General features: G+C 35.1%; 21 protein-coding genes and 2 tRNA genes. 9 read left to right on the top strand and 14 right to left on the bottom strand.

Annotated features, from left to right (window positions below; genetic code table 11):
* Nucleotides 1-26: 26 nt before the first annotated feature.
* Nucleotides 27-734 (top strand): hypothetical protein, encoded by a 708-nt coding sequence (locus ACJJVI_RS02955; protein ID WP_042249598.1) that lies wholly within the window; start codon nt 27-29, stop codon nt 732-734.
* Here ACJJVI_RS02955 and ACJJVI_RS02950 read toward each other — a convergent pair.
* The 9 genes from ACJJVI_RS02950 to ACJJVI_RS02910 all read right to left on the bottom strand — a co-directional run bounded on the left by ACJJVI_RS02950 (nt 726) and on the right by ACJJVI_RS02910 (nt 7,960).
* Nucleotides 726-1,862, bottom strand: coding sequence for a lycopene cyclase family protein (locus ACJJVI_RS02950; protein WP_405350206.1), 1,137 nt, complete (start codon nt 1,860-1,862; stop codon nt 726-728). The two genes, ACJJVI_RS02955 and ACJJVI_RS02950, sit on opposite strands and share 9 nt — an antisense overlap.
* Nucleotides 1,841-2,464, bottom strand: a complete 624-nt coding sequence (locus tag ACJJVI_RS02945; protein WP_036579576.1) for a carotenoid biosynthesis protein — start codon at nt 2,462-2,464, stop codon at nt 1,841-1,843. The genes ACJJVI_RS02950 and ACJJVI_RS02945 overlap by 22 nt, the downstream gene beginning before the upstream one ends.
* Complete coding sequence (gene crtD, locus ACJJVI_RS02940) at nt 2,461-3,924, bottom strand: 1-hydroxycarotenoid 3,4-desaturase CrtD (protein ID WP_405350204.1); 1,464 nt, start codon at nt 3,922-3,924, stop codon at nt 2,461-2,463. The genes ACJJVI_RS02945 and crtD overlap by 4 nt, the downstream gene beginning before the upstream one ends.
* The gene (locus ACJJVI_RS02935) at nt 3,925-4,371 is read right to left on the bottom strand and encodes a beta-carotene hydroxylase (protein WP_405350202.1); all 447 of its coding nucleotides are present in this window, start codon (nt 4,369-4,371) and stop codon (nt 3,925-3,927) included.
* Nucleotides 4,371-5,210, bottom strand: a complete 840-nt coding sequence (locus tag ACJJVI_RS02930) for a phytoene/squalene synthase family protein (protein WP_036579582.1) — start codon at nt 5,208-5,210, stop codon at nt 4,371-4,373. The genes ACJJVI_RS02935 and ACJJVI_RS02930 overlap by 1 nt, the downstream gene beginning before the upstream one ends.
* A gap of 2 nt (nt 5,211-5,212) precedes the next feature.
* Nucleotides 5,213-6,673, bottom strand: coding sequence for a phytoene desaturase family protein (locus ACJJVI_RS02925; protein WP_405350199.1), 1,461 nt, complete (start codon nt 6,671-6,673; stop codon nt 5,213-5,215).
* Nucleotides 6,670-7,584 carry a MerR family transcriptional regulator gene (locus ACJJVI_RS02920; RefSeq protein WP_348022443.1) on the bottom strand — a complete coding sequence of 305 codons (915 nt, stop codon included), beginning with the start codon at nt 7,582-7,584 and terminating at the stop codon, nt 6,670-6,672. Before ACJJVI_RS02920 ends, ACJJVI_RS02925 begins: the two co-directional genes overlap by 4 nt.
* A 168-nt stretch (nt 7,585-7,752) precedes the next feature.
* A tRNA-Leu gene (locus ACJJVI_RS02915) sits at nt 7,753-7,835 on the bottom strand.
* A 52-nt stretch (nt 7,836-7,887) separates the two neighbouring features.
* A tRNA-Lys gene (locus ACJJVI_RS02910) sits at nt 7,888-7,960 on the bottom strand.
* 117 nt (nt 7,961-8,077) lie between these two features.
* On the opposite strand from ACJJVI_RS02910, the gene ACJJVI_RS02905 reads away from it, so the two are divergent.
* Nucleotides 8,078-8,596: a shikimate kinase gene (locus ACJJVI_RS02905; protein ID WP_042269811.1), complete on the top strand. Its 519-nt coding sequence runs from the start codon at nt 8,078-8,080 to the stop codon at nt 8,594-8,596.
* Here ACJJVI_RS02905 and ACJJVI_RS02900 read toward each other — a convergent pair.
* Genes ACJJVI_RS02900 through ACJJVI_RS02890 form a run of 3 tightly spaced genes read right to left on the bottom strand, consistent with a single transcriptional unit; the run spans nt 8,588 to nt 10,043 of the window.
* Nucleotides 8,588-9,082: a phosphoribosyltransferase family protein gene (locus tag ACJJVI_RS02900; protein ID WP_348022442.1), complete on the bottom strand. Its 495-nt coding sequence runs from the start codon at nt 9,080-9,082 to the stop codon at nt 8,588-8,590. The genes ACJJVI_RS02905 and ACJJVI_RS02900 overlap by 9 nt on opposite strands.
* On the bottom strand, nt 9,082-9,666 hold the full coding sequence (locus tag ACJJVI_RS02895) for a methyltransferase domain-containing protein (protein ID WP_042249590.1): 585 nt from the start codon (nt 9,664-9,666) through the stop codon (nt 9,082-9,084). Before ACJJVI_RS02895 ends, ACJJVI_RS02900 begins: the two co-directional genes overlap by 1 nt.
* Complete coding sequence (locus tag ACJJVI_RS02890; RefSeq protein WP_042249588.1) at nt 9,663-10,043, bottom strand: RNA-binding S4 domain-containing protein; 381 nt, start codon at nt 10,041-10,043, stop codon at nt 9,663-9,665. Before ACJJVI_RS02890 ends, ACJJVI_RS02895 begins: the two co-directional genes overlap by 4 nt.
* Nucleotides 10,044-10,119: 76 nt before the next feature.
* On the opposite strand from ACJJVI_RS02890, the gene ACJJVI_RS02885 reads away from it, so the two are divergent.
* Nucleotides 10,120-11,064, top strand: coding sequence for an FKBP-type peptidyl-prolyl cis-trans isomerase (locus ACJJVI_RS02885; RefSeq protein ID WP_202963522.1), 945 nt, complete (start codon nt 10,120-10,122; stop codon nt 11,062-11,064).
* 162 nt (nt 11,065-11,226) lie between these two features.
* A complete protein-coding gene (locus ACJJVI_RS02880; RefSeq protein ID WP_405350193.1) occupies nt 11,227-11,862 on the top strand; it encodes a hypothetical protein in 636 nt (211 codons plus the stop codon).
* A gap of 81 nt (nt 11,863-11,943) precedes the next feature.
* Here ACJJVI_RS02880 and ACJJVI_RS02875 read toward each other — a convergent pair whose 3' ends face one another.
* A complete protein-coding gene (locus ACJJVI_RS02875; RefSeq protein WP_036579602.1) occupies nt 11,944-12,897 on the bottom strand; it encodes a transketolase family protein in 954 nt (317 codons plus the stop codon).
* Nucleotides 12,898-12,928: 31 nt separating this feature from the next.
* Nucleotides 12,929-13,774 carry a transketolase gene (locus ACJJVI_RS02870; protein ID WP_042296539.1) on the bottom strand — a complete coding sequence of 282 codons (846 nt, stop codon included), beginning with the start codon at nt 13,772-13,774 and terminating at the stop codon, nt 12,929-12,931.
* 285 nt (nt 13,775-14,059) lie between these two features.
* On the opposite strand from ACJJVI_RS02870, the gene tgt reads away from it, so the two are divergent.
* The 5 genes from tgt to dnaB all read left to right on the top strand — a co-directional run bounded on the left by tgt (nt 14,060) and on the right by dnaB (nt 20,158).
* A complete protein-coding gene (tgt, locus tag ACJJVI_RS02865) occupies nt 14,060-15,190 on the top strand; it encodes a tRNA guanosine(34) transglycosylase Tgt (protein ID WP_036579607.1) in 1,131 nt (376 codons plus the stop codon).
* Nucleotides 15,190-16,263, top strand: a complete 1,074-nt coding sequence (locus tag ACJJVI_RS02860) for an LptF/LptG family permease (RefSeq protein WP_036579610.1) — start codon at nt 15,190-15,192, stop codon at nt 16,261-16,263. The genes tgt and ACJJVI_RS02860 overlap by 1 nt, the downstream gene beginning before the upstream one ends.
* Nucleotides 16,250-17,149: a DMT family transporter gene (locus ACJJVI_RS02855; protein ID WP_405350188.1), complete on the top strand. Its 900-nt coding sequence runs from the start codon at nt 16,250-16,252 to the stop codon at nt 17,147-17,149. Before ACJJVI_RS02860 ends, ACJJVI_RS02855 begins: the two co-directional genes overlap by 14 nt.
* A gap of 167 nt (nt 17,150-17,316) precedes the next feature.
* Complete coding sequence (locus ACJJVI_RS02850) at nt 17,317-18,270, top strand: acetyl-CoA carboxylase carboxyltransferase subunit alpha (RefSeq protein WP_036579613.1); 954 nt, start codon at nt 17,317-17,319, stop codon at nt 18,268-18,270.
* Between the two features lie 337 nt (nt 18,271-18,607).
* Nucleotides 18,608-20,158, top strand: coding sequence for a replicative DNA helicase (gene dnaB / locus ACJJVI_RS02845; protein ID WP_405350184.1), 1,551 nt, complete (start codon nt 18,608-18,610; stop codon nt 20,156-20,158).
* The last annotated feature ends 32 nt before the right edge of the window (nt 20,159-20,190 follow it).

The raw sequence follows: 20,190 nt of genomic DNA, 5'->3' as shown, positions 1-20,190 counted from the left end.
TACAGAAGCGGCTATCTTTGTAAAACATGTCACAACAAATCACAACACTTACTTTTTTTAAATATCCTGAATTAAAACAAAAATTTTGGGCATTCGGAATGATGCAATTTGCACACAGTCCGTTAAAGAAAGTGAATGGCTTACAATTTTATAAATTGTTGGGTTCAGGAAAGAAAAACTTTGATCCTAAACCAGACTGGAGTGTTTATGGATTATTGCAAGTTTGGGAAAATGAAGAATCTGCAAAAAGCTTTTTTGCAAATTCAAATTTATATAATCGATATCAAAAGCACAGTTCCAACCAGCTTACTTTCTATATGAAATGTATTAAAGCGCATGGACAGTGGTCTAAGAAAAACCCATTTATGGTGAGTGAAAACTTAGATGATAATAACGCCTATATCTCTGTAATAACAAGAGCGACTATTAAAATAAGCATGTTGAAAAAATTTTGGGATTATGTACCTACCTCTCAATTAGACTTAGTTGATAATCCTAATTTATTATTTACTGCTGGAGTAGGAGAGAGACCAGTAACTCAAATGGCGACTTTCAGCCTTTGGAACGATGCTCGTGCTTTAAAGAAGTTTGCCTATCGTAGTCAAAGTCATAGACATGCTGTGCAACAAACTCAAGCCTTGCAATGGTATAAGGAAGAGATGTTTACCAGATTTCAACCTTATCGCATTATTGGTTCTTGGTCTAATTTTGAAATACCGGAAGGTCTACAATAAGCTTTTAAAAAAAGCTTTAATCATGCGCTTTGAAGTCATGCTTTGCATTATAGAGATCTCTTCTGCAAGGTTGGTTTCCTCATCTAGAAATTTAAATAGTCTTTGTATGTTATTGTTATCATATAAACGATGAAAAAACGCTGGTCCATCATCATTGAAATCATGTAAGACCGACAGCATGCTGCTATCATATATACTAAACCGTTTTGTAAATAAATCTGTCAGTAATGGTAAGCCGTTTAAATAATTACGTACCAAAGTAGCTGCTTTTTTCTCTGTCATTTTAAAAGAATAACCAGTTGATGGTTTTACCCAGCCACCTGCGGTTCCTATCTTATAGATATTTTGAGAATGGTGACGATCAAAATTATAAGTAGTCATAGGGATAATACCTTTTTCTATTTCTACAATTTTATACTCTTTTATGTTTAATTGCTCATTAATATAACGTTTGAGATACTCTTCATAGGTAGTATCCATTACCAGATCAGGCGAAAAATATGTAAATTCTATAAGTGCTTTCTTAGTGCTATAGGGCAATATATATGTAAAGCTTGTCGTACCACGATCCCTTAAGCTATAGTCCATCATGGTAAAACATTCTGGATTGAAGTGATCATCGGTAGTCTCGATGGTCCACCCTTTAAAATGCTGTTGTAAAGTGATCGCTTTTTGATCTTTAAAAAACTGATTGTCTATACGACTATCTAATATGACCTTAGCATGGATTACACCATTGGTGTGGTTTATAATTTGTATTTCTTCATTTTTTTTATCAATGCTGGTTACTGTTGAATTGATAAAGGAGCTGTGATTACTTTGTTGTAGTTTCGCTTTCGCGAAAGCGATAAAATCTACACTGTTGATGGTCTTATAAACATAGGGATTCATATCTAGTTCAATAATACCTTGTGCCGATTTAAAAAGGCCATAACTCCATTTTTTAAGAGTCATATGGTCCCATTTTCCAGAATCTTTTTCCCAATAGGACCATTTCTTATGTAAGACGGTAGGAGCATTGTCTATAACCACCAATTTTATATCTGGGCATTGTTGTAATAGCTCTAAGGCTATATGACTGCCAGCGCAGCCCAAACCTATAATTGCTATATCGAAATGATGATCCATAATCCTAATGCAAAAATGAGTTGTGCAGTATACAAATGTAAGGAAGTGTTGCGATCACCTTTCAACTTATAATGAGCTAATACGGCATGGAGTATAGAAGCAACGATAAACCAGCATATATAATTCCACCAGCCTGCACCACCATTAAAGTGCCAGTAACCTGCATAGTCACAAATATGTTCTAGGAAAAAATCGAGAATGACCATTAATCCTGCTGCACTAAATATTTGGGCTGTTATATTTTTTATATACGATTGGGATATAGAATGACTTATAAAAGCCAGTATGGCCCAGTTGACACCTATTAAATAGGGTATGCCATCTAATTTAGGACCTAAATTATCACCATAAAAATAATCACCAAAAAGGCTGCCCGTATGTACACCTAACCATTCTACTATCATTCCTACGATAAAGCATAATGCAAATAGGCTTACTTTTTTTATAGATTGGATAGGATAACAAATCCATAAAACTAAAGCAAGATATAGAAGTGTAAAAGGAGATTTAGTAACAAAAAAGTCTTGGTACCCCAATGCTATACCTATAAGTGCTGTAACATGAAGCACCCAAGTAAAAAGTATAAGCGATTTTTTAATCATGACACATCAGGTATTAAGTCTGCTGTTATCTGTGCACTTAATAAACAGAGTGGAATTCCGCCACCTGGATGAACAGATCCACCGACGTGATATAGGTTTTTAAGTCCTTTATTAAAATTAGGGTGTCTTAAAAAGGCCGCAAATTTATCATTACTGGCAGCACCATACAATGCGCCTCGATAGCTACTGGTATTTTTCTCAATACCGCGAGGATCTAACACATGTTCTGTACTGATGTAATTAGAAATATCTGTATGGAGACAATTATTAATTTTTGCTATTATATTTTTTCTGGCTTCTACAATCATTGCTTCCCAGTCCTGTCCATAATCACCAGGTGCATTAATCATAACAAACCAATTTTCACAACCTGCCGGTGCATCTGTTTTAGTTTCCTTACTGGTAATATTAATATATACTGTAGGGTCGTTGAAAAGAGATTTTTTATTGAAAATGTGATCAAACTCTTCTGGATAGTTCTCGCTAAATAAGATATTGTGAAGATCTAGGTTTGGAAATTTACGATTAATACCCCAATAAAAGATTAAGGCGCTACTACTGCGTTCTTGATCAAGTGTTTTTTGAGGTGCAGGATAGTCGGTAAGCAATTTTTTATAAGTAGGATAAATGTCCATGTTTGAAACAATGATATCTGCCTTATAATTATTAATTGGCGTTTTTATACCAGTAGCTTTATTGTCCTTATAATTAATTTTGGTCACGCTTTCGCGGAAGCGGAATTCTATCCCGACCTTAACAGCGAGTTCATAAAGAGATTGAGATATACGGTGCATCCCGTTTTGAGGATAATACGTTCCTATTCCCATCTCTAAATGAGGTATCATGGACATGATTCCTGGAGTTTGATAAGGTGAAGAACCGTTATATGTAGCATAACGATTAAACAGTTGGGTTAATTTAGGGTTTTCAAACACTTCATTTTCTTTGTGTAGTGTATTGAATAGGCCCAGAAAAGGTGCTTTAATGATCGCTTGTATGGTATCTATTGAGAAATACGTGCTCCATTTATGGAGCGACTTTTCTAAAAAAAGAGATTTGGTAAGGTTATAACGTGATTTACTATTATTAAGGTAGTTGTTGATAACGGCTTTGGACTCTGCAAATGTATCACTAGCATGAGAAACAAAATCTGCTTGATTGCTGTATGCCTTAAATGAAGTTCCATCTTCCCAGAAATAATGACAACCAACACTCTTTTTTATGTAGGAAAAAGAATTGCAATGATCAGGAAATAAATCATGAAGTTGATCTACTAAATGAGGTAGAGTAAATAGGGAAGGACCTAGGTCAAATCTATACCCGTCTTTTTCTATAGAGTGCAGTTTACCACCAGCATAGTCATTTTGTTCAAATATGGTAACTTGATATCCCTTATGGCGCAGTCTAAGAGCAGTTGCGATTCCTCCTAATCCAGATCCTATTATTATGGCAGTAGCCATTTATTTGAAATATTTGAGAGGAACGACAAGCATTCCAAAGTTTTCACCTTTTTCTTTACCGATGTGTTTGTGGTGTATTTTATGTGCTCTTCTAACTCCACGTGCATAGACATTATTAGCTTTACGCAACCATTTAAAACGTTGATGAATAAATATATCATGTACTATAAAATATGCTACTCCGTATGCAAAAATTCCTGCACTCATAGGTAGTGCCCACCAAAGATCTAATTCGCTATGTGCAATCTTAAGCCCAATGCTTATTATTGCATAAAAAACAAAGAAGAAATCATTTTTCTCAAACCAGCTGTCGTGTTTTTTATGATGATGGTCTTCATGTAAATTCCATAAAAAACCGTGCATCACATATTTATGCATCCACCAGGCATTAAACTCCATAACGCAGAAAGTGGTTAGAAAGATAAGAATCCAAAAAAGTATATCCATTAAATCAAATTTAAGCGATAGCTAACATATCCTTTTGCAAGTAAGCCTAATTTTTCATAATTGGGAACCCTAATACGTGCATTTCTTATTTCTTTAGATGGTGTGCGTTCTAATCTGGTAAGTAGTCTACGGTAATAAACATATGCGGTATAAACACCTAGTTTAGCCTCAACTGGTAAACGTTGAATTCCCTTAAGTCCTGCATCAAAGTCCTCTTTAATTTCTTGTATAAGACGGGCTTTATCATCTTCAGATAAATCCTGAAGATCTGTATTAGGAAAATAACTTCTTTCTAGTACATCAAGATCTGCTTTTAGGTCACGCAGGAAATTAACTTTTTGAAAAGCGCTACCTAGTCTCATAGCGTCATCTTTAAGTTCTTCATATTTTGCTTTATCACCTTTTACGAATACTTTTAAAGACATAAGGCCTACCACATCTGCGCTGCCATAAATGTAATTTTTGTATTCCTCATCGGTTAGATAAACAGACTTGTCAAGATCTAGTCTCATACTATTGATAAAGGCTCCATACATATCTGGGGTGATATTGTATTTGTTTACGGTTTCTTGAAATGAATTTAATATTGGATTGAGGCTTATTTTTTCATCAATCGCATGCTTAAGATCCAGTTCAAATCGATCCAGTAAGGTTCTTTTATCATAATCATGAAATGAATCTACAATCTCATCTGCAAATCTTACAAATCCATATATATTATGTATGTCTTGTCTAATCGTGGGACCTAACATTTTACTAGCTAAAGAGAAAGAAGTACTATAATTGTTAGTTACGGCCTTACTACACTGACGGGATACTTTATCGAATAGGCTTTTCATAATTATGAATATTTTTTAATTAGGTCTGCTGCTAATTTTCCAGAAATAAGAGAAGGCGGTACCCCAGGTCCCGGAACGGTAAGTTGACCAGTGAAATATAGATTTTTTACTTTTTTACTTTTAAGATTAGGTCGTAAGAAAGCAGTTTGTAATAAAGTGTTTGCCATACCATAAGCATTTCCTTTATAGCTATTGTATTCTGATTTAAAATCATTTACACAGAACGATTCTTTAAATATAATATGATTTGTGACGTTTTGCTGTGTTCTTTCTTCGAAACGTTTGATAATAATATTGAAATATTTTTCTCTAAGTTCAGGCGTGTCCTCTAAACCAGGTGCTAGCGGTATTAGAAAAAAACCATTTTCACAGCCATCTGGTGCCGTGCTACTATCTGTTACTGATGTAAAGTTTGCATAAAACAATGGGTCTTCAGGCCATTGGGCATCTTCGTAGATTTCGTGCGCGTGTTTTTCAAAATCAGTATCAAAGAATAAATTGTGATGTTCAATATTTTTTAGTTTTTTGTCAAAACCAACATAGAAGATTAATGAGCTGGGTGCAAAAGTCTTCTTTTCCCAATAAGCTTCAGAATATTGCCTGTTTTTTTGAGGTAATAGGGTTTCTGAATGATGATAATCTGCGCCAGAAAGAATGATATCAAATGTTAACTTCTCATCATTTACTTCAATACCTATAGCATGATTCTTATCATCCACTAATATTTTAGAAACAGCTGAGTTGGTGTGAATGGTTGCTCCTTGTTCTTTTGCCAGCTGTTCCATTGCTAGTATAACTTCATACATTCCTCCTTTGGGATGCCATGTGCCTAGTCCAAAATCAGCATAATTCATAAAATTATAAAAACTAGGTGTGTTACCTGGAGTAGCGCCTAAAAATAATACCGGGAATTCTAGAATAGATATTAGTTTAGGATTGGTAAATTTTTTACGAACATCTCTTGATACATTACTTACAAATGCTCCTAGCTTTTTTACGGTCTGAGGTGTTACTAACTCTAGTGGAGATTCTCCTGGCCTGTAGACAAGCTTTTTAATGGCTATGTCATAGTTTTCTTTTGCATTATCTATGAAGTCTTGAAGATAAACAGAACTTCCTTTCTCGATGCGTTCAAACGTATTTTTAATAGTGCCTAAATTATCTCCTATAACAATTGATTCATCTTTAAATACGACTGTATATGCAGGACTTAATTTATCTAATTCATAATAATCAGAAGGCATTTTACCAAAATCAGCAAAAAAACGTTCAAATATATCTGGCATCCAGTACCAAGAAGGTCCTATGTCAAATGTAAAACCATTTTTAACTAATCTTCTAGCTCGTCCACCAACGGTATTGTTTTTTTCGTATATCGTAACGTCATTACCTGCTCGAGCTAAATAGCTAGCAGCAGAAAGAGAAGCGAAACCAGAACCTATTATTGCTATTTTTTTGCTCATGCTTTTATTACTAAATCAGGAATTTTACCTATCACATCAGATATACCTCTAAATACAAGTTGATTAGGTTTAAGGTCTTTGTCTTTTATTTTCTGAGCTAAATGTCCTAAAACCCATAACTCAACGTCGTCACCATTGGAGACTTTCTTGTCAAACTGTTTTAAGAAGGAGGGAAGCTGTTTTTCGGTTGGTTGAACGGTTATGTAGGTTATAAAAGTAGGCTTAGCTTCTTTATTTTTAAAGAATGGTAGAGATTCTAACATCATACTCGCTCCTAGATATATGGTGTTACATCCTTTTTTTAATAACTCATAGTTTAGAAAAAGTAATCCTAAGTCATGCATTTCATTTTCTGGAAGAAACAATATGTAAACTTGTTCTTGATTATGAGGCTGTTGATACTGTAATTTCTCTAGGTTTATTAAAACCTTTTGTTTAATCAAGTGACTAATAAAATGCTCATGTGCTAGATTGATTGTTTTTGATTGCCATAAATAACCTAATTCCTCTAAAAAGGGTACGAATAGATTATAGAACACGCCTGAAAAACCGAACTCGTATAAAGAGCTTTGATATATTCTTTGAAACATTTGCTGGTCAAAGTTGACCATAGCTAGTTTTAATTCCTGTATGGCGTGATCATTCTTATTATTACGTTCAGCAAAATTTCTAACCTGAATTTCAATATCTTCTGAACTCAGTTCAGCAATAGCTGATATTTTTATACCAGCATTACGTAAATAGGAGATGTTCAATATCTTCTGTAGAGCTTCTAAATCATACGTTCTGATATTGGTATCTGTTCTATCTGGCGTTAGTAAGCCATACCTCTTTTCCCAAATTCTTATGGTATGTGCTTTAATGCCACTAAGGTTTTCTAAATCCTTAATACTAAACTTGCTTTTAATCAAAATATCTCTGTTTTACTTTTACATGGGTAAAGTTAAACAAAATTGGAAAGTGTTTGAGTTTTTATAAAAAAAGTTCTACAATTTGGATTTTATTTAACAATTGAGATGTTATTTGTGAGAATTTCGATAGAGGGTAAAAAAAAATCAGGTAAAACCTGATTTTTATAGTACCCGAGATGGGACTTGAACCCACACGTGACTAGCACACACGGCCCTCAACCGTGCCTGTCTACCAATTCCAGCACTCGGGTATAAAAAAAGCCCTTAAAATTTAAGGACTTTTTAGAGATTACTATAATCTTGTGATCTGGCTGGGGCTCGAACCCAGGACCCTCTCCTTAAAAGGGAGATGCTCTGCCAACTGAGCTACCAGATCGGTATTGCTTAATTGCGGGTGCAAATATATAACCTCTTTTTAAATCTCAACAAGTTTTTTTAAATTAATTTCGTTTTTTTTAATCTGTGCTTTTTGAAGGCTAAAAAATGTAATTAAATGATTGTTTTATTAGGTTATATGGGTAGTGGTAAAACTGTTGTAGGACAGGTGGTTAGTGGTTTGATAGGGTTCGAGTTCATCGATTTGGATCATTATATTGAATTTAAAGAAGGAAAAAAAATTTCTGAAATATTTGAGAGAAATGGTGCTATTTATTTTAGAAAAATAGAAAATAAATATCTGAAAGAGTTAATAAAAGAAGATCGTAAAGTTATTTTAAGTCTAGGAGGTGGTACTCCATGCTATTACAATAACATGGAATTATTATTAAATAAGAGCTATATCCGTACATTTTATCTAAGCGCGGGAATAAAAACACTATTGAATAGATTAAATGATGATAAAATAAATCGTCCCATAATTTCAGGAATTACAGGTGAAGATGAGTTATTAGAATTTATTGGCAAGCATCTTTTTGAACGTCGTCCATATTATCAACGTGCACATCATCAAATTACTGTTGATGATAAAAGTCTTAGTCAAATTTCAAAAGAAATAATAAGTACACTATTTTAAGATAACACTGTATGGTTCTGCTTTAATATGAACCTCTATGTGTTCTTGCATGGTTGTAGACAGAGAAATTCCTTTAAAATCCGCCTTTACTGGATATTTTTTATGATTACGATTAACTAAAACAGCGGTTTTTAAGCGCTCTAATGGTACATCTAAAAAATGTTTTACTCCATATATAAGAGTGGTGCCGCTATTAAGCACGTCATCGCATAGAACCACACCTTTATTGGTATATTCTTCGGCTTTTAAAGATGTCTTGATATTGTTTAATGGGTTTGTTTTGTCAATTTCTACTTTACAAAGAATTATGTCACTAGAAACAATTTTAGAAAGAGAAGATTTAAGTTTTTTAGCAAATACATAACCACCGTCACTTATGCCAGCTAAAATTATCTCATCGTGGTTTAGATAAACTTCAGCTATTTGATAAGCGATACGTCTAATTTTATTTTTTACTTGATCATGATCTAAAATTCGAGTTTCCATTATTTCTTTTTCATTAGTTTAATAAATATCTCTTTATCCTGTCTTTCCTTTACAGAATTGTAACATGACTCCATTATAATAATTTTGAAGTGTGACTCGAAAAGTTTAATATATTCTGTAATAATGCCTCCAAATGGAGGTCCGTTCAATTTGTTTTCAAAGTTAAATAAAACACCAGCTAATCTACCGTTGTCATTTAATAGTTGATGTGTCTTTTTAATGTAGCTTTCGCGAAAGCATGGTTCTAAAGCACAAAAAAATGTTTGTTCTAAAATTAAATCATATTTGCCATTATGATCAAAATAATCCTGTTGTACAAAATTACTGCAGGGTAGGGCTATCTTTTCTTTGGCATATTTAATAGGTGATGATGCAATATCTAAAATAGTAATGTTTTTAAAACCGCTGTTAAAGAGATATTCTGCTTCATGTGCGTTGCCAGCACCTGGGATCAAAATAGATATGTCTTTATCTGTTAATTGATTAATGTAATTCTTCAAAGGTGTAGATACTTTTCCTAAATCCCATCCAATTGAGTTCTTGGTATATCTCTCTTGCCAGTATTGTTGATCTAATTTAATCATTCTTCCTCATCTTGTTGGCCTAGTAAATCGTTTAAGTCTCTACGATCTTTTTTAGTGGGTCTTCCTTCACCTTTGCGTCTATAATAGTCTTGATTCAGTTCTATCATTTTTCGAGCTTCAAAATTTTCCTGTGGAGTACGATCTAACCTATATAAATTGACTAGTTTATTACCTATTCGACTATCTGGCAGGTCTATTACTTCAATTATATAGTCGATTTGATCTTTACGTAATTTTATTATATCTCCAGGATATACATCTCTAGATGGTTTGATAATTGAATCGCCAACTCTGATTCGTCCTTTTTTTGCGGCATCGGTAGCCTTGCTTCTAGTTTTGAAGTATCTAGTAGCCCATAAATATTTATCCACTCGCATAACAGAAGCTTTAATTAAGCGTTATCTCAACAAAAGTACTAGAAAATACTATCTTTGAGCGCTTAAAAAAATGAAGATGAGAAACCTTAAATACATTGTAGCCAGTTGTCTGTTTATATTTATAGCAATTGCATGTAATCCAGATGATGATTCAACTACAGTCGCAGTTAGAGATCGTCAAGAAGTTGATCTAGAGGATCAGCTAAAACTTTCTGAATATCTAGAAACACATTTTTATTATGAAGTTTATCCTCAAAATCCTGTTGGAGATGAGGTAGAAATTAAATTTGATACTATTTCTGGTGCAAATGCTAATCAGACTCCACTATCCCAACAAGTTACTGAGTCATTTTTATCTAGAGAAGGAATAGACTATAAAATTTACACTTTAAAATTATTACAAGGTTCAGGAGATAAATCACCTACATTCGCTGATAGTGCTTTAGTTAGTTATAAAGGGTTACTTCTTGAAAACGATGATGATGGAAATCAAATTTTATTTGATTCATCTGTAAATTCCGTTTGGTTTGATTTGCCAAGTGTGGTTCCAGGTTTTGCTGAAGGAGTATCACAATTTAATGGAGCTAGCACTATAACACAATTACCTGATAATACATTCTCTTATCAAGGTAGTGGATTAGGAGCTGTGTTCTTACCATCAGGTTTGGGTTATTTTTCTGCTACCATTTCAAGGGTACCAGCTTATTCACCTTTGATATTCACTTTTCAACTAAGATCTGCCAAAACAACTGATCACGATGGTGATGGAGTGTTTTCTAAATTTGAAGATTTGGATGGAGATCGTAATTTAAGGTCATCTGATAATGCAGATAATACCGATGAAGATACGATAGGTGCTTTTAATTATATAGATGCTGATGATGATAATGATGGTGTTGATACCATCGATGAAAATGCAGATCCTAATGGAGATGGAGATCCAAGTGATGCTTTAGATACAGATGGTGATGGTGTACCAGATTACTTAGATGCTGATACGGCTATCGCAGTAACAACCTAGGATATTTATTCCATATATAGATAATAATATGAGCCTCAATCGAGGCTTTTATTATTAAGATATCTTTGCGATTATTGCAAATTATTGAATAAGTATTAGATAATTACGCAAATTAAATTGTAGTATTCACAATATTATTGTCTTGAATTTAAAAACAAGATCATGAAATCAATTGTAATTTGTATCATTATTTTAGTCTTATCACTAAATTGTGTAGCACAAAGTAATGGGGCTACATCATCTGCAGAATTAGACATTAACCAAAATATACCTTATGTTAAAATAGGTGCAGGTTATTGGATTCCTACCAGCAAACTATCGTATTTTTTAAATAATGCACCTTTTTTTGAATTAGGAATTGTAATACCAGATGATTCTTATAGTAGGAGTTTTGAGTTAGGAGTTCAACTTGTTATTCCTCAACAAGAAAATTTCTTTCTATTAAGAGATAATAATGAGGATTATGAAATTGAGGCGACTACTATATTAAATGCTTATTTAAAGCTTAATAAATACATATGGGAAAAAGATAGAAATCGCTTAGAACTAACTTTTGGATTAGGGATGTCATCAATATTTCTTGATCCGGTAACTAGGGCAGGAGATGCTGTTCTGGATTATGATAATATAAACTCTTTTCTAGTAGCACCTGGGTTATCATATACCTTTAGTTTTAAGGATAAATCGATAGTTCAAATATCATTTGATATGCAGTATACACCATTTAAAATGGAGCGAGGCACGACTAAAGATTTGAACTCTTTTTCTATGCTTCCTAAGATAGCTTATCGCTTTTAGACGGTTGCTGGACAATTAGAAAACAAAAAAAATCCTTTAAGCTCAGCTTAAAGGATTTTTTAAATTGAATAAGATGAAAGATTACTTTCTGCTTATTACTTTTTCAGCTTTTAATGCAATATTCTCTGCGTTTAAGCCATATTTTTCTAATAATTGAGCTGGTGTTCCACTTTCACCAAAGGTGTCCTGGGTAGCAACAAATTCTTGTGCCGTTGGATGGTGCATCGCTAATGTGCGAGCAACACTTTCTCCTAATCCGCCTAGATAATTGTGCTCTTCGGCAGTAACGACACAACCAGTTTTTTTAGCTGATGCGATAATAGCAGCTTCATCAAGAGGCTTAATAGTGTGAATATTAATGACCTCTGCGCTGATTCCTTTTTCATTAAGAGTTTTAGCCGCTTCTAAAGCTTCCCAAACTAAATGACCAGTAGCTATGATAGTAACGTCAGTACCTTCCTGTAGCATCACTGCTTTTCCTATTTCAAACGTTCCATTTTCTGGAGTGAAGTTAGCTACTTTAGGACGACCGAATCTTAAATAAACAGGTCCGTGATGCTCCGCTATAGCTAGTGTAGCTGCTTTAGTTTGATTGTAATCACACGTGTTGATTACAGTCATGCCAGGCAACATTTTCATTAATCCTATGTCTTCTAAAATTTGGTGTGTTGCACCATCTTCTCCTAGAGTAAGACCTGAGTGAGAAGCACAAATCTTCACATTCTTATCAGAATATGCGATGCTTTGTCTGATCTGGTCATAAACACGACCTGTAGAAAAGTTAGCAAAAGTTCCCGTAAATGGAATTTTACCACCTATAGTCATGCCTGCCGCGATTCCCATCATGTTTGCCTCTGCAATACCAACTTGAAAGAAACGCTCTGGATGATTATCTGCAAAAGCATTCATTTTTAGAGAACCCGTTAAATCAGCACATAGCGCTACAACGTTCTCATTCTTTTTTCCTAGTTCCGTAAGTCCGTCACCAAAACCTGATCTCGTATCCTTACTTCCTGTATTTTCGTAAATTTTCATATACTCATGCTGTTAATACAGCGTGTTTTAATTAATAATCACCTAAGGTTTCTGGATTCTGTCTCAATGCTTCAGCAAGTTGCTCATCATTAGGAGCAATACCATGCCATGCATGAGATCCCATCATAAAGTCGATACCGTTACCCATTTCAGTATGAAGCAGGATACAAACTGGCTTACCTTTTCTAATAAGATTCATTGCTTCTTTCATTCCAGTGATAATTGCATCTACATCATTTCCTTTCTGAACCGTAATAACATCCCAGCCAAAAGCTTCAAATTTATTACGTAAATCACCTAATGCAAGTACCTGTTCTGTACTACCGTCAATCTGTTGCCCATTCACATCAATTGTTGATATTAAATTATCAACCTTATTTGCAGACGCATACATAGCAGCTTCCCAGATCTGTCCTTCTTGTAATTCACCATCTCCATGAAGTGTGAAAACCGTTTTATCATCTCCGTTTAACTTTTTAACTTGTGCAGCACCTATAGCAACACTCATTCCTTGACCTAATGAACCACTTGCAATACGCACACCTGGTAAGCCTTCATGAGTTGTTGGGTGACCTTGTAGTCTGGTGTTTAGTTTTCTAAAAGTACTTAACTCAGATACCGGGAAATATCCAGCACGAGCAAGAACACTATAAAAAACAGGTGAGATGTGACCATTAGATAAAAAGAATAAATCTTCATTTATTCCGTCCATGTTAAAGCTAGGATCATGATCCATTACTTCATTATATAAGGTAACAAGAAATTCTGTGCAACCTAGAGAGCCTCCAGGATGTCCACTACTAACCGCGTGTACTTGTCTTACGATATCGCGACGTACTTGCGTTACTAAATCTTTTAAGTGCTGTGTATCAGCCATTTTGGTTTTTTTTGATGATGGTTCAAAGTTAGAACGATTCTCATTTTTTTAAAGGGTCAAATACCTACCACTTATTAACTAAAAACCATGTTTTGTAAACAAATTAAAAAATAGTGGAGAACTAGTTTATTTATAAGTGCCGTTAGAGTTGTCATAATTACGCTTTCGCGAAAGCATAATAACAATGTCTATATTTATAATTATCTACTTCAATTGGTTCCTAATTCATTTTGAGATATTAAAATGAAGTACAAATTCAAGTTCATTAAAGTATCTTTGCGCCGCATGAAATTTGATTTATTACAAACTGATTCACAAAGCCAAGCGAGAGCTGGAGTTGTGCACACGGACCATGGAGCGATTGAGACTCCTATATTTATGCCTGTAGGTACTGTAGGTACTGTTAAAGGCGTTCACCAACGCGAGCTAGAAAATGATGTCAATCCTGACATTATACTAGCAAACACCTATCACCTATACTTACGACCTGGTATAGATGTGCTAGAAAAAGCTGGTGGATTACATAAATTTATGAACTGGGATCGTCCTATTCTTACGGACTCAGGTGGATATCAAGTGTATTCTCTAAGTGCAAATCGTAAGATTAAAGAAGAAGGTGTGAAATTTAAATCACATATAGATGGTTCATACCACTTTTTTACTCCAGAACGTGCTATGGATATACAGCGCAGTATAGGTGCAGATATTATTATGGCGTTTGATGAGTGTACTCCATATCCATGTGAATATAATTATGCGCGTCGCAGTATGCACATGACTCACCGATGGTTAAAAAGGTGTATAGAGCACTTTAACAATACTCCTAATAAATATGGTTTTAATCAAACTTTATTTCCGATCATTCAAGGAAGTACATACAAGGATTTAAGAGAACAAAGTGCTGAGTTTATCGCAAATTGTGATATGCCTGCAAATGCGATAGGTGGACTGTCAGTAGGTGAGCCGGCTGAGGAAATGTATGCTATGACAGATGTCGTTACAGCTGTATTGCCTAAGGATAAACCTCGATATCTTATGGGTGTGGGAACACCTATTAATCTATTAGAAAATGTAGCGTTAGGTGTCGACATGTTTGACTGTGTGATGCCTACACGTAATGGGCGTAATGGGATGATTTTTACAGCTCATGGTACCATGAACATGAAGAATAAGAAATGGGAAACAGATTTCTCACCATTAGATCCAGGAGATTATGCTTGGGTAGATACTGCTTATTCTAAGGCTTATGTACGTCACTTATTTACTGTAAACGAGATGTTGGGTAGACAAATTTGTACCATACACAATTTATCCTTCTATTTATGGTTAATGAGAGAAGCTCGCAAGCATATAATAGCAGGTGACTTTAGAACATGGAAGGATAAGATGGTTAAACAAATGGATAATAGACTTTAGTGCTTAAAATTCTAGATAGATACATATTAAAACAATACTTAGGAGCTTTTCTACTGCTCTTGTGCCTTTTCATACCTATTATGATTACCGTGCATATTGCAGAAAAGATAGGGAAGATCTTAAGTAAAAACATCCCTTTTGCCGAGGTGATGATGTACCTTCTAGACTTTACCATCTATTTTTCAAATTTCTTATTTCCTATTTTTCTCTTTATTTCTACCATGTTTTTCACTTCTAAACTGGCTAATAATACAGAGATTGTCGCCTTTCTAAGTTCTGGAGTGTCTTACAATAGATTTTTGCGTCCTTATATAATAGGAGCAGTTCTAGTATGTGTTACCGCTTTAGTATTTAGTACCGTGTTTGTTCCAGATGCAGCAGCAGGATTTAATGAGTTTCAATTCAAATACTTTAAGTCAGAAAAAGAACGGCAGACCAATAATGTTTTCCGGCGTATATCAGATGACGATTATGTGTATGTAAGTAATTACAATTCTGGAAGAAAAACAGGATACGATTTTACCTTAGAGCATTTTAACGGAAATGAACTAGAGTATAAATTATATGCAGAACGTATTGCTTTTAAAGACAGCATTTACACACTCAGTCGTTATAAAAAACGTGTGCTGCAGGAAAATGGAGAAATTTTAACTACTAAGGCAAAATTAGACACCATTCTTAATTTTGATATAGATGAGTTAACTCCATCATCTTATGTGGCAGAGACTTTATCTTATCAAAAGCTTCTTGATTTTATAGAGACGGAAGAAAGTCGTGGTAATGGAAATATGAACGTATATTATGTTGAGAAACATAAGCGTACATCCATACCTGTAAGTGCTTTAATATTTACCATTATAGCTGTTGCAGTATCGTCTGTTAAAAAGCGAGGTGGAATGGGTGTGAATCTTGCGATAGGTCTAGCCATAGCAATGAGTTATATGTTCTTGGATAAAGTATTCGGAACTATTGCAGAGAAAAGCACATCGTTTGAACCATGGATCGCCGTTTGGGCTCCTAATATATTCTTTGGTATAGTAGCTTTATTCCTGATAAGAAATGCGCGACGATAGATTATTTAATTATCTCCATCTTCATTTTATAGTTTTTATTTGGGGTTTTACCGCAGTATTAGGTGCACTTATTTCGATAGAATCTGTGCCTCTAGTCTGGTGGCGCATGGTGCTAGCCGTCATTATGATTGTGATCTACATGAAGGTGAAAAAGATTCCGTTTCAATTTACGGGAGTTCATAAATTACCGCGCAAGCGTTTGCTATCCATTTGTCTAGCAGGTATGGTCATCGCCTTGCACTGGATTACATTTTTTGGTGCCATTAAAGCTTCTAATGTATCTGTTACTCTTGCGATGATGAGTACAGGAGCTTTCTTTACAGCCTTGCTAGAACCGCTGTTTACACCTAAAAAATTGGTGTGGTATGAACTAGTATTTGGAATGGTGATTATAGGTGCTTTGTATTATATTTTTCAAGTAGAGACAGAGTATATTATGGGAATGGTGCTGGGATTAATCAGTGCTTTTTTGAGCGCTACATTCTCGATTATGAATGTGACTTTTGCAAAAGAGCATCCTCCATCAATGATATCGTTTTATGAATTATTAAGTGGTGTGTTATTGCTATCCTTATTTTTTGCGCTCCCACAATTTGACTTTGTTGGACCACAACAATTGACTAGTGATGACTGGTTGTGGATGGGTATACTAGCATCTGTGTGTACCGCTTATGCATTTATCGCTAGTGTAAAAGTAATGAAGTATTTAAGTGCTTATACGGTCATGCTTACCACAAACCTTGAGCCAGTTTATGGGATTTTACTAGCGTTTTTCATATTAGGCGATGCAGAACAAATGACATCACAGTTCTACATCGGTGCTATTGTTATTCTAGTAGTTATAGTACTTAATGGCTTTATAAAGACACGTTTACAACGCAAATAGTGGATGCTATTATAGATCAACAATAAACGTTAAAGTTAAAAGGCTGTTTTATCTCGCTTTCGCGAAAGCGAATAAAATTAAACCTCTTAATATCTTATACTATTGAGGTGCTATCGCATAAAAGAATCTATTATATTTGTCTTCCTAACAAGAACAACCCTAAGTTTATGGAATATCTTGATTTTGAATTACCTATCAAGGAACTTGAAGAAAAATACCAGCAAACGCTGGCCATAGGAAGTGATAGCGAAGTAGACGTTACCGCAACCTGTAAACAAATAGAGAAAAAATTAAAAGCGACTCGCAAAGAGATTTATGGCAATTTAACGCCATGGCAACGTGTACAGATGTCACGTCATCCTGCTCGTCCTTATACACTAGATTATATCAAAGCAATTTGTGGTGACACATGGCTAGAGCTACATGGTGACCGTGGAGTAAAGGATGATAAAGCGATGATAGGTGGGCTAGGTAAAATAGGCGATCAGAGCTTTATGTTCATCGGTCAACAAAAAGGTTTTAATACCAAGACACGTCAGTACCGCAATTTCGGTATGGCAAATCCCGAGGGATATCGTAAAGCTTTACGCCTTATGAAAAGTGCCGAGAAATTTGGTGTTCCTGTAGTATGTCTTATTGACACACCAGGTGCATATCCAGGACTTGAAGCTGAGGAGCGTGGACAAGGTGAAGCTATTGCTCGCAACATTCTTGAAATGACTCGTTTAAAAGTGCCTATCATTGTAATGATTATAGGTGAAGGAGCAAGTGGTGGAGCACTAGGTATAGGAGTAGGTGATCGAGTAATTATGCTTGAAAACACTTGGTACTCTGTGATATCACCAGAATCTTGTTCTTCTATTTTGTGGCGCAGCTGGGAATTTAAAGAACAAGCTGCAGATGCGTTAAAGCTAACTGCAACTGATATGAAAAAAATGAAACTGGTTGATGAGATCCTCAAAGAACCAGTAGGTGGCGCGCATACTAATAGACCTGATACTTTTAAAGCAGTAAGTGCATGTATATTACGCCATTATGAAGAATTGAAAGTTCTAAAGGCTCCAGAGCTTGTTGAACAACGTATGGATAAATATTGTAATATGGGTGTTTACAAAGAGTAAGCCTATTACCATCTTATTTATAAAATCCCTAGACCGATAGGTCTAGGGATTTTTTTATCGTCGATAAAATACCTAGCGATCATTTTGCATCTTGTTTATCCTCAAGCAACAAAGTATTTTCTTTTAAAAGTAGGAGAAATCGTGGTGTAAAACTTATCAACGACCTTATTTTTGTTTCAAATTTAGGCGCGATTTTTGTCGCCTATTGATTTACAATACAATCAAAAAAAAACTGCAGTTATCAACAGGTTGTCATCATAATAAATAGTTAATTTGTTAACTACCGTGTGACATCCCTATACTTAATAAACACCTTTAAAGCACTACTTTTGAACCTATGGAAAAAATTCAATCATTAGCCGTATCTAAAACAGACAATAGTATGGTCGTTCCTCTTGAGAGAGGAAAGATACCACCGCAAGCTATTGATTTAGAGAAAGTTGTTCTAGGAGCGTTGATGATTGATGGTAAAGGTGTGGATGAGGTTATTGACCTGTTAACACCTGAGGTTTTCTATCAAAAATCCCATCAATACATCTTTGATGCTATTGATAAACTGTTTAAAAGCGGTAGTCCTGTCGACTTATTAACCGTTAGTGCTCAATTGCGTAAAGATGAGAAAAGTGAAGCCGCTGGTGGTGACCATTATCTTGTGCAATTGTCACAGCTAGTAAGTTCAACGGCACACATTGAATTTCACGCTAGAATTATACAGCAAAAGTTTATTCAGCGTAGTTTGATTAAATTATCTACAGAGATTATTTCAGACTCTTATGAAGAGTCTACAGACGTTTTTGACCTACTAGATAAGGCAGAATCTAAACTGTATGAGGTAACTCAAGGTAATATTAGAAAAAGTACAGAGTCTGCAATGGATCTGGTAAAACAGGCAAAGCAGCGTATTGAAGATATCGCAAACCGTGATGGATTAAGTGGTATCCCTACTGGATTTACAGATCTAGATCGATTAACATCTGGATGGCAGCCTAGTGATTTAATTATTATCGCGGCACGTCCTGGTATGGGAAAAACGGCCTTTACACTTTCTATGGCACGTAACGTGGCGGTAGGATCTAATATACCAGTAGCATTCTTCTCACTAGAGATGAGTTCTGTACAATTGATCACTCGTTTGATATCTTCAGAAACGGGATTAAGCAGTGAGAAATTAAGAACCGGTAAGCTTGAGCCCTTTGAATGGGAACAGCTTAACGTTAAAGTAAAAGATCTAGAGCGAGCACCTATTTTCATTGATGATACACCATCATTATCCATTTTTGACTTGCGTGCAAAGTGTAGACGTCTGGCCTCACAACATGGTATCAAGTTAATCATGATTGATTACTTACAGTTAATGACCGCACAGACAGGTGCAAAAGGTGGTAACCGTGAACAGGAAATATCAACCATTTCTCGTAATCTTAAAGCACTGGCAAAAGAACTGAGTGTTCCTGTAATAGCACTATCACAGCTATCGCGTGCGGTAGAGACTCGTGGTGGTAGTAAAAGACCTTTACTATCTGACCTGCGTGAATCTGGAGCAATCGAGCAAGATGCAGATATTGTATCCTTTATCTATAGACCAGAGTATTATAACCTTGAAGAATGGGATGATGATGATCGCAGCCCAACCGCAAATCAAGCCGAATTTATCGTTGCAAAACACCGTAATGGTGCGACAGATGCGATACGTCTTAAATTCCTTGGGCAGTTTGGTAAGTTTGATAATCTTGATGATTTCTCGACGCCATATGAATTTGGTTCAAAAATGAATGCGGCAAACGATGATACTAACAGGCCAGATGGACTTGATCCTAGAAGTTTACCTAGCGCTCGAGACGCATTTGGTGATTTCCCTGCGAGTCCAGATGATGAGGTACCTTTCTAGGTCATCTTTAAAAAGCATATACTTTTTTCTAT

Origin of the sequence: Nonlabens sp. Asnod3-H03 (genome assembly GCF_045063665.1) — a bacterium.
Taxonomy (GTDB): domain Bacteria; phylum Bacteroidota; class Bacteroidia; order Flavobacteriales; family Flavobacteriaceae; genus Nonlabens; species Nonlabens ulvanivorans.
The sequence above is the reverse complement of the archived record's forward strand: the minus strand, read 5'-3'. Positions and strand labels throughout refer to the sequence as shown.